Source organism: Legionella jordanis, from assembly GCF_900637635.1.
In the GTDB taxonomy this organism is placed as follows: domain Bacteria; phylum Pseudomonadota; class Gammaproteobacteria; order Legionellales; family Legionellaceae; genus Tatlockia; species Tatlockia jordanis.
In genome coordinates this window covers 2,643,364-2,656,603 of sequence record NZ_LR134383.1, presented here as the reverse complement: position 1 = coordinate 2,656,603, position 13,240 = coordinate 2,643,364, and the positions used below count along the sequence as shown (strand labels likewise).

Here is a 13,240-nt window from a genome sequence, read left to right as displayed (position 1 = left end):
GCATTCAAGTAATAATAGATTGCAATACTAGGTGAGAAGGAATATGTGTTTGAAAGGGAAATTCACGGCTATGGAAGCTCAATTGAAGTTAAAGGTAAAACAAGCAGAAAAAGAGTTTGTCGAGAGCTATGACGCAATCACTCGAGCACAAGCTGCAAAGGGGATGCTGGTTAGCGCGAATACTCTTATTCTGGTAAAGGATGCTGCGATAAATTGTTACGAGAAACACTCTAATGAGAGCACCAGTCTTATATTGCAAATATTTAATGGAGAGGATAACAAAATATACACTTGCTTCGGGGTAAGCAAATTAAAAAATTTATTTGAAGAGTCCAAAACTATATTACGTCAATACTTAGAAACAGAGCTTAGTAATAAATTGCACTCTTCAGCCCTAGGTGGTAATAACCTTCAGAAAGCAAAAATTCGAATACAGGAAGAAATGAAGCCTAAGATTATGTATATTGATAGTGAATCCAACTTAACATTTGGTCCCAGTTATCAAAAATAAAAAGAACAAGCTGGCACTCCTCATGGTTATTTAAACAAGCTACAACAATAATAGTTTCAGCTATTACTGCAATAATAATATCCCTTATTACAAAACACTTTCTATAGTTTGAACATGTTATTACATTACCTGGCTATACTTTTTACAAAGAGGAAAGTATATGGAAGAGTGGCTCTATAAATTTTTTAGTAATTCAATCTATGCCGACTGGGCTGTAGCAGCCACCACATTATTACTTGCTGTAGTTACTCTGATTTTTTACTTTATTGACGACGGTTATACTCGTCTTCTAAAAAATAGCGAAAAAAATAAATTTTATAATTTAGGATTTGATTTTTTGAAAATCTCGTATGCTAGTTGGAGTCCAGAATGCCGCACACCTACTTCTAAGAATCAAACAGTAGCAGAATGTATTGACGCTTTTCGTCGACAATTAATTGAAAACAAAATATACATGGGATGGCAAGATAAACGTAGGTTTAATCGCTATGTGAGATTAGCCAAAAAACATGCTGCTTTGTGGGAAAAGGGAGACATGAAAGGTGTTGAGAAATACCATAAGACAATTCTATCGGAAATAAAATGGCTTGCTGAAAGAACGGGTAGAGAAAAAGAGTATGAACAACTTAATAAGAACTAGCAAGCGTAGGTCAGGCCTTCGCCCGACAAACCACCACGAGTTTCCAAAACGCCCTCAAATAGGGCTAGTCAAAATGGTGAAGTGCTAATTTTGTTAAAAATTTATATGTGAATGAGTTATTAAGGATCAAGGAAAAGAATTTGTCGGGACGCCCGACCTATACTTGCGTTCTACCAGCTCGTAGTCTTTTAATTTAGTGGCGGCTACTATATTGAAGAAAGTAACACATTGGTTTTTCTTGTACAAAGATATCTCTTTAAGGTCATCACATTCTAAAGAGACTTGAGAGTCTGATATCAACAATTTTTCTAATTGTTCGGGGTATCTTTCAAGCGCATTTCCCAACGCATATTCCAACTTATTACCATTAAAAATGATATGCAAAGATAATTTTTCCTTTTTACACTCTTTGATTAAGTTAATAAGACCTTCGATCAGATTTCCTTTATAGGAAGGGAAATTTAAGTGAGAAAGATTAAGAACTTCTAAATGAGGAGGTAGATAAAAAACGAGTTTTGGAAGTTCATCAGCAGATACCTTAATACCGCTTAAATCAAGCTCTGACAATCGCCTATTACTAATTAAACCAGGCTTCAATTTATCGAAATCACTAAACGATATACTAGCAGCAATATCAGTACCGAAATAACCAAATTTAATTATCGATTGATTTTGTTTTAACATTAAATTGCACGATTTTAGAGCCGGTCCATTATCTAAGGAAGTTATGTGGATCCCCTGTAAACATAGTGTCTGCACGGAAGTGTTGACTTGCGTCGAAGCAGGATTTTCTATTCCAGCTAATGCTTGAAAAATACATTCTAAGTCCCTAAATGTCGCAGGATTAGGGCCCCTAAAACTCGAAAGTCTTAGATGTAGAACTGTCTGATTCCTTTGTAGAGCTTGCGCTAAAGGTAGAAAATTTAATTTCGTTTTTCCTAAGGAAAAACACAACTTCTCAATGGAGCAATGTTGTTGCGTTAAAGCGTTAGATATTTCGACAATAGCCTCATCTTTTGCCATACCCTCATCAGTAAAAACTAGCTCACTAATATTAGGTTTCCCTTCAATCGTTTTAAGAATCTCTCTTAAAAACTCCATGTTTAAATTTTTTAGTGATATCAGGATTGGCGTTTCATGCTTCCGCTCACTTGCGATTTTTTGCAGTGTAGTAAGGCAAGGTTGCTCTTGTTCTCTAGTAACGTTTGAAATACTTAACAAGCTTCGATTGGGGTTACAGATAAAATTTTGAAGTAAAGCATTATTTATAGCCAAATTGGTCAAACTAAAAGTCATGGTAATCCAAAAGCTAATGAAAGACCAAGTGTATCATAAATATACAAATCACGGGCTGCTTGGCAGTGGACGTTAGATCATCTGTTTTAGAGTCACTATAAAATACGCTACTTGTTGAATAATTTTATAGTGCTTAGCAACCGTAAGTCGGGCCTTGGCCCGACAAACCAACTGGTTCCCGAAAACGCCTCAAATAGGCTGGTAAGGTATAAATCTGATAGAAATTTTATTTAAATGAGTTTAAGAATCAAGAATAAATTTATCGGGCTAAGGCCCGACCTAGGCTGCATCGCCTATCATCTGCTAAACTGCTTATCTGGATTCTCAGGCTCTGGCTTATTGCTACGAGCGTTACAGGCTAAATTGACATCTTCCCTGGATACGGAGCCAAGATTAAATTTTGCCAGGGAAGTTATGTTAATGCGTTGGAAATCACTTAGTTTTTTAGCCGCCTCTACGTCTAAGAAAGAGCGCATAATCAGAGGAGCTGCAACATTCAAATTTAAGTGTTCTTCAGGGGTTAATTCATAAGCCTCGTTAATGGTTAATTTACCCGCCACAATTAGAGGGCCTATCCCTTTTAATTTTAGTCGTTCGTCTTCCGTCAGTTGCTTTGCATCTTCAAAGGACAATTTATCGGCGAGTATTAGTGGGGCTGCCACATTTAAATTTATAGCTTCATTTAAGCTAAGTTTTTTTGCCTGTTGAAAGGATAAAATACCGGATTCAATTAAACTTGCTGTGTAATTTAGAATGATACTTTCATCCAGGGTCAAGCGCTTGGCTTGTTCGATAGTGATGTGTCCCGTTTTGATTAAGGGAGTCGTATTATTTAACAGTTCGCATTCGTCCGCAGTTAAATCCTTAGCCTCTTCAATGGTCAGTTTTCCGCTTTTAATCAATGAAGACACTTGGGTTAATTTTTTCATCCTATTAAATTTCTTGGAGTCCAAACTTTTTACCTCATCCACATTGACCAAGCCATCCTCGATAAGGGACGTGGTTTCACCTAAATACCTGGCTTTTTGCAAAGCTAAAGATTTGGCTTTATCAATAGAGAGAATCCCCTTCATAATTAGGGATGCGGTATAACCTAAGCTTATACACTCTGATTTAGAGAATTTTTTTACTTCTTCTACAGCTAATTGTCCTGAAGTGATTAAGGATGTTAGCTGGTGTAATTTAGTATATTCGTCTTCGGTTAGTGCTTTTGCCTGGTCCACGGTTAGTATGTCTGCGTCAATTAACGCTATAACGTTCTTTACTCGCCAGCTTTCAGCAGGAGTTAATTGTTTTACCGATTCAACATCGACCTTATAGTTTAGAATTATTGTGAATAATTTACTTAGGTTTTCCCTTTCGTTTGCAGTTAATTCTTCTGCTTCTTTAAGCGTTAAAAATCCCAGACTAATCAATGACAAAATATTGACATGGTTTGCAAGCAATTGCTTTTGCTGTTCAGTGAACTGATTGAGCAGCTCATGATTCGCTGTTTTAAGAAATTCAGCTTGCCAAAATGAACCGTTTGAATCACAGCCAACATACTGTGGTAAACGACACTCAGGGTGTTTAATGAAACGTTCTCTGGCCTTTGATTTTTGGTTTTGCGGATAAATGCGATACTCTTCCTTTAGAAAATTGTTCCATAAATGGTTTAAAGAAGTAAGCGAATCTAATTGACGGGAGATTAACCGCTGCTGCGCCAGTTCATTTGGATTTAGATAAGACAATTCTTTGAGTAAAGCATCCTCCGATTGCTCAAAAAAACCTACCCCTAAGTGTTTAGTCATCGACCTATCCTGCATCATCGAACTATGTAATAACTATAGACTAAGCAATCAGGTCACGGTTTTGGCCTCACTAATCAAGCAACCCTCTAAGCACATAACCCACTAACTGGTTATTATTATCATTCCACCTAAATTGTTTTAAGAAGTGATATTGATTTGTTTTCTCCAAGCGCGACCTACATGCTGCTAAAGCCCAAAAGCCTTTTGCAATGCTCCATTTTTTTGATCCCTGCACTCCCAAAAGGTAAAATAGGCAAATTTAAGGCGTAATGGAATTAAAAAAACCTTTTGCGTCATAACTGACCATCACATCTGGAGCGGAGCATGCTCATTCACCTGAATGAATTCGAAAATCAGGCGCAAGCTGAAGCCATTTTAAAGAAAATATCTCAAATGCAGGTAACTGAGCTCACCCTTAAAGGTGATTTTTTAAGCACTACAGCAAGCCAATTCCTTCCTTTGCTTCCTAAAACTGTAAAAAAGGTGAGATTTGAATATAGGCCTAAGTACCGAAGTCAATTAGTGGATACGGGGTTTTCTATTTATTTTACTGATTATTCAGAACTCGATGTTGTCGGCAATTTTGCTGAATATGTGAATGCCTTGCCTGAGCACATAAAGAAGCTAACTTTTCATTTTGTCCATGAGCCCCACTTACCTCCTCTCATCAACTTCAGGGGCAATAACTTAATTAAAACGGCACAGGCACTTCGGGCTAACGTTACAGGAGTTGATTTTGCCCATTTTCAACTCGAGTTGGAATATGGCGAGAAGCAGCAATTATTTGAAAGCCTCCCTGCAACCCTGCGTGAAATCACTTTCTCATGGCCTGATGGCTTAAAGTTCATCCATGATGGTTTTGAATCAATTAGCCTCATCAGCGCTTCCTTGTTCAATCAACCAAAGGAAAAGCTCATTGAGCTCTTCAGTCATTTCTCCCGTAAAAAAAGCATGCGGCATTTGGACTTGAGCAAGACTCAGTTACATGAACTGCCTGTCGATTTAATCCCGGTACTGTTTAAACAGTTACCTGAAAATTTAGAGTATTTAAATTGGTCTGAGAACAAAATATGGTTAAACGGCGCTTTCTTTTCGAAAATGTTGTTTAAATATTTGCCGAGAAATCTGAAAGTCTTGAATTTGTCTGCAACTGGACCGTGCAATTTAGAACTTGAGGAATTTGTACTCTGCCTAAAAGAAATTCCTAAGTCTGTGATTGAATTGGACCTTAGTAATAATAATATTGATCTTCGTTCTTTGAGCGTTATACTTTCGGCTCTCCCTGTAAACATCAAACGCCTGAAGATATCTGAAGAGGACTTTAATTTACCCGCCGCTGATCTGTGCGCCCGATTTGCTTTCCTTCCTCCCCATGTAACCACTTTAATCTTAAGTGGAAAAAGTCTCCATGGGCTTTCTTCAATAGAAATAATAACCGCTCTCTCCCGATTAACTAAAACAATCAAGGAATTGGATTTTAGCGAAGGCGCTTTGAGTCATTTAACGGTGGACGAGCTTATAGAGGTAATTTCACAGCTCCCTCCTCATGTTAAAAAAATCAATTTAAGCGGCAATCAATTGCACAAGCTTAGCCCTTTGGATTGTGATAAATTTTGCAGTTCTTTTCCAAAAACACTTATGGAGATAGACATTTCTGATAACGGTTTTAGCGATTTTTGCCCCTTTGAATTTGAAAGACTCAAGGAGTCTATCCCTGCAACGATAAAAAAAATAATACTGGATGAAGGTAAATTTGGTTTCAGGCAAGATGGGGTTTTGGTGCCCTTTTCAAAGAATCGCAATTTATCGCTGTTTAAGCCAGTCAGTCGCCTCACTCAGCAAAAAGAGCTGGCTCGATTAAGAGTCGTATTGATGCAATGGCTGAACCAGGTTAGCTATTATCTCCCAGATGAACTGCTGTTGATCATTTTTAATGCGATTTTTGAATTTTCAAAGTTTAAATTGGATGACTTAATTGCGGATAAACAAGCGATTGATGAATATTCAGGCATTATCAACCAATTGAGTAAGACCTTGATTGCCGCAACGCCTCCTGATGTCATAACGGATGAGGTTCAACAACATTCATTTACCGTGGCTAAGCAGCGCATTGGCGCTTTAAAGCCAGGAGCCCAGCACCTTGATTTGGGTTGGTGTGGTTTAAATCGCCTGGAGGATAGGGCCTATATCCAGGCTTTATTTGAGTCCTGTCCAAAAACGATTTCTTCGCTGAGTTTAAGAAACAATGGCTTTCAAAGAGATTCAAGAACCTTGAATCGACTTTATTTAATGCTTAGTCAGATTCCTGAACACATTAAAATTGTGGATTTAAGTGGTCATGGCTTTGAACAATATGGGAGGATTGAACTTGAAGAATTATTTAGCCATTTACCAGCGTCAGTTCAAGGAGTTTCCCTCACTGATGAAAAGCCAATCAGCCCAGAACATCAAATTGCAAGAAGAGTTTGGCCGCACTCCTATAGCAATTTCATTGGCTCTGCTGATTTAAAAAAGGCCTATTTTATTCTTAAAGATTATACGAAGCAGGGTTCTTTCTTCTTGCGTTTTGTCCACATGCACTGGAATCGACATTATTCAGAGCAAATCAGCGCTTTGGTCCGTAAAATCGAGTGCGAAGTGATCACGACCTTACCGCAGTTGCTGTTTGAGCTTGAACAAATGGATATTGAAAACATGGGTGGCTCCTTAAGCCGAAGGTTGGCTTTTTTAAGTTATGCACCTAGTGATGTTGAAAATTTGGCAAGAAGGCAGGAAGATGCAGGATATTGCTACGAATCGCTTAGCTGTTAAGTAATCTTGAAATTTTTTCAACCTGGGTGTGATTCTTCATTTACACCCAGGTACCGGTAAGATTCTGAACCAACGCGATGTATTTTCTGTCGGCTCTTTGGATTCGGGGCAGAAAGCTCTAACTTGTGTAGAAACACTAGTCAAGAGATAAATGCTCTCTTTGCTTGCTGGAGAGTTCAATGGTGGGCGTCACTATTTTATATGGAACAATCCCAAAGCTCTTTCTTTTTAAATTTTTAAAGTCAAGACTACCGAAGTGAAAAAATTTCCATTATTATGGTACCGCTCACTTTCTAATTATCTAAATCCTCATTGTGGATAAATTCATCCTGCTATTAAAAAGATGCATGTAATTCCATCCGCACTTAGCCAAAAAAATTCAATACTGACAAAGGCTCAATGCGCCAGTTACAGATTTAAGTTATCCCCAAAATCTGTGAATAACTTTGTGGAAAGTAGAGGAAAACTCAGGGCAAACTTTGCTTTTTTTGAATGCGCAAAAACGATGCTAACTGCCTTTAATACTGTTGGTTTAACTAACTTACAAAAGGTTTTGCAAAGGTTTAAGATCAGAAAATTTCAAATATAGCAAGAAAGCGTTTGAGCCGCTGAAGTAAATAAACTATTTAGACAAAGTGGCTTGTTGTTCCCTAAGCAGTTGGGTGAGTTCTTCCCGGCGCAGGGGTTTTTCTCCAAAATAAAACCCTTGCACGATTTTACAACGATAGCGGCTCAGTATCTGAATTTGTTCCTCAGTTTCCACGCCCTCAGAGATGATAGTCAGACCTAAATTTTTACCCAGGGTAATGATGGATTTTACAAGGGTTGCATCATTGGCTGTTTTATCTATGCCTTGTATGAATGATCGGTCTATTTTTAATGTGCTAACTGGTAGTTCTTTGATTCGACTCAGTGATGAATAGCCTGTCCCAAAATCATCGATTGCTATGCTAACACCGATGTTTTGTAATTGCCTAAAAATAGCATCCAAATCCACTGAGTTTAACATGACGGCTGTTTCTGTTAATTCCAGCTCTAAATATTGCGGTGGGATTTTAGAATCTTTAAGGACCAGCATGAATGAATCAATGAATTTTTCTTGGGATAACTGAAGGGGAGAAACATTAACCGCTAATTTGATTTCTTTAGATACTAAGCCCTCAGCCAACCATGACATATACTGTGTACAAGCAGTTTTTAATACCCATTCGCCAAGTTGCACAATAATTCCACTTTTTTCAGCGATTGGAATAAAGTCATCCGGCATGATTAATCCTAGTTGGGATTGTTGCCATCGAAGCAGGGCCTCAATTCCGACAATCCTTCTATTCGATAAATTGTATTGTGGTTGGAAGACCAGGAAGAGTTCGTTATTGGCAATCGCAAGAGGCAATAAACTTTGCAATTCAGAATTTTTTTTAAACATTGAGCTGAGTTCATCTGAGAAAAATTGATAATTGCTGTGTCCAAAATTCTTGACGGAAGATAAAGCGATATCAGCATTTTTCACCAGGCTTGTGCAATCATGATTCACCTTTGAGGAAACTGAAATTCCAATGCTGACTGTTGAGTAAAAGCAATGACTTTCGAGTTTAACCGGTTTTTTAAAGCGGGCGAGTAATTTTTGCGCGAGCAATTCGATGTCGGATTCATTTTTTATGTTAGGGAAAATGATTACGAACTCATCACCTCCGAGCCGTGCCACAAAGTCCTCTTTGCGAACGCATTGTTGTAATTTGTCGGCAATGGATATCAACAGCTTGTCACCTATATAGTGACCATAGGAATCATTGATGTTTTTAAAATCATCTACATCAAGCATTAATACAGCAACGGAAGTATCATTTCGTCTGGATTTGTTTAGTTCTCTTTTTAAAGTTTCTATAAAGGCCGTCCGGTTATACAAACCTGTAAGCATGTCATGATTTAATAAAAAATTGATTTTTTCTTCAAAATTTTTTCGCTCAGTTAAATCGCGGGTGACTTTACCATAACCAATTGTTTTACCTTGATCATCTTTTATGGCAGTAATAATTACATTAGCCCAAAAACGTGAACCTCCCTTACGTACCCGCCAACCAAGGTCTTCAAAACGACCATGTTTGCTCGCCATTTCAAGTTCATATTCTGGGAAATGATTTTTAACTGCCTCAGGAGGATAGAAGATTGAAAAATGTTTACCTAGAATTTCCTCTTCCTTGTATCCTTTAATGATTTCTGCCCCGCTGTTCCAACTGATGATGAAACCATGAGCATCCAATAAAAAGAGGGCGTAATCTTCACAATCTTGAACAAATGATTGCAAAAGAGCCTGGTTGTCGTCTGAGATCCCGTTGATGAGCGGAGATTTAGAACTGGCTCCGCAACTTGGACATTTTAAGGATTTCATAATAATGCACAGGATCTCAAATATATAAAAAATAGGACATTTTCTAGCAATTTGCAAAGATTATGCGCAGCTGAATTGGCCTTTAAGGATTATAAAAATAGAATATAGTGGTGAACAGGTGAGGGCGTTTTTAACCATTACTTTTTAGACGGACCAACAGGAAAACCAGGAGGGCAAATCCTCCTGCAATATAAAACGGCAAGTTCAATGAAATATTCATCAATGAACCGGACAGCAAAGCAACAATGGCTGAAGAAACAGCGTTTACTGCTGATTGAATCCCTAATATTTTTCCTTGGTTAGATTCGTTTGAAATCTTTGAAATGATGGTGGTGTAATGAGGATTAAGCAGCGAGTAGGAGAATACGACGCCTATGTTGAGCAAGGTAAAGAACATCAATTGGGCATTGACCTGTCCCATAATGATTAAAGATACGATTAAAACCACTAGCGCCAGTACTTTTACATCAAAATATAAAGTGCGCATCAAACTTTTCTGAATGGCTAAAAACAACATGTAGGCCAAAACCAAGGAAGAGAAAAAAACACCAATGGAGAAACTGTTAAATTTCATCCTTAAAATCGAAAAGGGCAGTATGGCGATATAGAATAAATACCAAGCCATTTGCAGGAAAAAATATTCAATAATCACCGACTGTTTCATTATCTTTTTTAAATGGAATTGCTCTTCTAAATTAATTTGAGAAGTTTGTCTATCCTCTTTCACCAGGGGAATTATGGCAATATTGATTATTGTTAGAAACAATACCACCAGCAAAGGACCTGAATAATAATAAAGCGGCTCAGCTGTATCGGCATAACTTAAAACCAGACTAGAAAGAATGGGGCCAATGAGAAGGCCGCCGGCATTAAACAGTTCAGCCACTCTAAAAACAGTGTTCTTGGGAGTTTTAAGCTGGGACAAGGCAGCAAGTATAACGGCTCTTCTTCCCGACATGATGCCATCTAACGTTCGCCCTAGCATGAATAATACAAAACTGATTTGAACCAAAGCGTATATACAAATGAGATAGGAGAAAATGGAACCTACAAGGCAATACAATAGGGTTTTTTTAGTACCAACATTGTCGGAGATAGCTCCCCAGATGTAGCTGCCAATGATGGTGCCAATGAAATAAAATCCTACGGTAAATCCATAGGCATTTAGTCTGAAATATTGACTTTCATGAGGTAAAATTCCGTACTGGCTTATAAATAAAGGGCCAATCAGAGGCGGCATTATGCTTGAACTTAAGCTCACCAGAAACAGCATGCCATAAGGCAAATGTTTTACTGTTAAGAAATGTTTGATCATGGCTAAAATTTTTAAACACCAATGATAAACAGGCCGAGTTGATTCGCGGTTTTAATTACTTGTTCTTTATTAATGAGAATGGATGCGCCCGCCTCGAGAGCAACACCAGCGAGATTGGCTTTGAACACATGTTTAATCGTGGTTTCGCCAATCACCGGGAGATCTATGCGAATTTCCTGATTCTTCTTTTTGATTTTAACCAAAACACCACTCCTGTGCGGGGATTTAAATTGTTGGCAACGTTTAATCAAATTGTCAGTCCCTTCAATGGCCTCAACACCCAAGACATAGCCATTCTCCAGAATAACAGCCTGCCCAATGTCCATGTCGCCAATATTTTTGGCAATTCTAAACCCTAATTGGATGTCTTTTTGACAGTTTTCAGAGGGATGAACTTCGGTTAACAGCTCTTTTTGAACAACCGATTCCTTGAGAATTTCATGAACTCCGATAACACAAAAGCCTAAGGATTCCACAAACTGAACAATGCCTGAAAAATAGCTGTTGTCTCCCTGGCTGATCACCTCTTGCAATGAGGTGGAGTTTGGCATGCGCAGATGGCTATAATCTTCAAACAGCAAAGAGTGCTCAACCCTGCCAGCAAAAACCAGATCGTTAAACCCTTCTTTCTTTAATAAGGCGATAATGTTGGGTAAATTATTTTTATCCACTGGTAAAAAATCTTCATCAGCCAATTTGAAGTTTTCTCCCCCAGACACGTTAAGAATTTTAATTTCTATTTCATCTTTCTTACATTGATGAAAGATTTCAGCCGGGAGATCACCTTCTCCCGCTATCAGCGCAATTTTATTCGGCTTCATTGTTCATCCTTGGTTGACAAAAGTTTTTCTTTGAATTTTCGGATAAGAAGTTAATGATTTCCTGGCCATGAATGCTATTTACCCTTTCTTTTGCGGCTTCGACTCGGGCTTTAAAACTCAGCTCATTATTAAAAAAAATTATTTTATATAATGAATTGATTTCTTTAATTTCCTCGCGAGTAAATCCTCGTCTTTTCATTCCCACGAGGTTTAGCCCGGATAGATAGCCACGGTTGCCGAAAACCATGGCAAAGGGAGGAACATTAGTAGTTACCCCGGTCATTCCGCAAATCATGGCATATTTGCCAATTCTTACAAATTGTAGAATTGCCGCAAGCCCCCCAATGATGCAAAAATCATCAATCACAACATGGCCGGCCAGGGCGGCGCAATTGGCTATGATGACTTCATTGCCTACAATGCAATCGTGAGCCACGTGTGAGCCTGCCATCAGCAAGCAATTATCTCCCACCTTGGTGAGCATTATCCCTGAGGCTGTACCAGCATGAATAGTTACGTGTTCTCTTATTTGGCAATTTTTACCTATGATGGTTTCGGATCTTTCTCCTCGATATTTTAAATCCTGTGGAGGTAGGCCAATGCTGGCAAAAGGGTATATTTCTGTACCGGCTCCTATGACTGTTTTTCCTTTAATGACAACGTGTTCATGAATTTTTACATTATCCTCAATGACCACTTCACTCCCAATGCTGCAAAAAGGGTTTATTTCAATGTTATCTCCCAATACTGCTCCTTTTTCAACTACGACTAATTCATGAATTTTATTCATAACCATCTTACCTAAGAGTGAAAGAGAAACATTTTTTAATTTATGAACAAAAAACAACCAATGTCAATTAATAATTGCATAAAATCTGAACATAGCGGGATTGCAAACTATACTTTTGGAACCGTTTACGTTCAGAAGAGACTATGTCAACCCTTGAGCTACTAACGATCAGGGAAATCAATAGAAATGGAATGGGAATTTGTCTGAGGCCGAAAGCGCGTCTGGTATTAACAGCCACACTGATTGATGAGATACGTCGAATACAAAATAGGGTCGTGGAAGAATATTTTAAAAATCCTTGGGAAGGTAATTTCTATCTAATATGGTACCTGGATAATGGAGTGAATTCATTTTCTAAAGATGGTTTTGATTATCATTTCATTAGGAGGGCTTTTAAAGCCCATCGAGAAAAAGATGTCGAAAATTATATCGAAAAGATATTTGATATTCTTTTTTTGAACTACGTTGGTCTGGCCTTACCTCTTATTAATTGCTCAATTGTAAATAAGACCACCGCTGGGATTTTTAGGGAATTTTTCCTGTTAAATAAAATCTGCTTTCTTTTTAATAAAACCATGAGTCAAGGTGAGATACGAAGTTTTACCGTAAATACTGAGTTTAAGAATTTAATATTCAATGAGCGAATTTACCAAAGCAATTCTTTCTTTTATTTCGATGCTTTAAGATTGGGTAGAATGAGAAAAGCCATTCAATCTGTAAAGCCGGAATCATTATCTCGCCAACAGATTGAATGCATTGAAAATGAATTTAATCAAACCAAAAAAGAGTTCTTAATTAAAGTATATCAATACGTACTGGATGCGACGACTAAACATGTTAGTTGTCATGAGCAGCAGTCCTACTTTTAAATGGTAAT

At 37.9% G+C, this 13,240-nt stretch carries 10 protein-coding genes; 4 read left to right on the top strand and 6 right to left on the bottom strand.

The features are described from left to right. Window positions 1-70: 70 nt before the first annotated feature. The gene (locus EL203_RS12000) at window positions 71-511 is read left to right on the top strand and encodes a hypothetical protein (RefSeq protein WP_126320123.1); all 441 of its coding nucleotides are present in this window, start codon (window positions 71-73) and stop codon (window positions 509-511) included. Window positions 512-671: 160 nt separating this feature from the next. Then, window positions 672-1,151, top strand: a complete 480-nt coding sequence (locus tag EL203_RS11995; RefSeq protein WP_058470705.1) for a hypothetical protein — start codon at window positions 672-674, stop codon at window positions 1,149-1,151. A gap of 126 nt (window positions 1,152-1,277) precedes the next feature. Here the strand turns inward: EL203_RS11995 and EL203_RS11990 are convergent, their stop codons facing one another. Continuing rightward, window positions 1,278-2,447 (bottom strand): hypothetical protein, encoded by a 1,170-nt coding sequence (locus EL203_RS11990; protein WP_058470704.1) that lies wholly within the window; start codon window positions 2,445-2,447, stop codon window positions 1,278-1,280. Window positions 2,448-2,743: 296 nt separating this feature from the next. Beyond that, window positions 2,744-4,237 (bottom strand): hypothetical protein, encoded by a 1,494-nt coding sequence (locus EL203_RS11985; RefSeq protein ID WP_058470703.1) that lies wholly within the window; start codon window positions 4,235-4,237, stop codon window positions 2,744-2,746. Between the two features lie 324 nt (window positions 4,238-4,561). On the opposite strand from EL203_RS11985, the gene EL203_RS11980 reads away from it, so the two are divergent. Then, a complete protein-coding gene (locus EL203_RS11980; RefSeq protein WP_058470702.1) occupies window positions 4,562-7,048 on the top strand; it encodes a DUF5617 domain-containing protein in 2,487 nt (828 codons plus the stop codon). A 622-nt stretch (window positions 7,049-7,670) separates the two neighbouring features. On the opposite strand, the gene EL203_RS11975 is transcribed toward EL203_RS11980, so the two are convergent. The 4 genes from EL203_RS11975 to lpxA all read right to left on the bottom strand — a co-directional run bounded on the left by EL203_RS11975 (window position 7,671) and on the right by lpxA (window position 12,363). Then, on the bottom strand, window positions 7,671-9,437 hold the full coding sequence (locus tag EL203_RS11975; protein WP_058470700.1) for a putative bifunctional diguanylate cyclase/phosphodiesterase: 1,767 nt from the start codon (window positions 9,435-9,437) through the stop codon (window positions 7,671-7,673). 130 nt (window positions 9,438-9,567) lie between these two features. After that, complete coding sequence (locus EL203_RS11970; RefSeq protein ID WP_058470699.1) at window positions 9,568-10,752, bottom strand: MFS transporter; 1,185 nt, start codon at window positions 10,750-10,752, stop codon at window positions 9,568-9,570. Window positions 10,753-10,763: 11 nt separating this feature from the next. Then, complete coding sequence (locus EL203_RS11965; RefSeq protein WP_058470698.1) at window positions 10,764-11,573, bottom strand: LpxI family protein; 810 nt, start codon at window positions 11,571-11,573, stop codon at window positions 10,764-10,766. Further along, the gene (lpxA, locus tag EL203_RS11960; RefSeq protein ID WP_064108428.1) at window positions 11,560-12,363 is read right to left on the bottom strand and encodes an acyl-ACP--UDP-N-acetylglucosamine O-acyltransferase; all 804 of its coding nucleotides are present in this window, start codon (window positions 12,361-12,363) and stop codon (window positions 11,560-11,562) included. The genes EL203_RS11965 and lpxA overlap by 14 nt, the downstream gene beginning before the upstream one ends. 143 nt (window positions 12,364-12,506) lie before the next feature. Here lpxA and EL203_RS11955 point away from each other — a divergent pair, with 143 nt between their 5' ends. Next, window positions 12,507-13,232 carry a hypothetical protein gene (locus EL203_RS11955; protein WP_126320122.1) on the top strand — a complete coding sequence of 242 codons (726 nt, stop codon included), beginning with the start codon at window positions 12,507-12,509 and terminating at the stop codon, window positions 13,230-13,232. The last annotated feature ends 8 nt before the right edge of the window (window positions 13,233-13,240 follow it).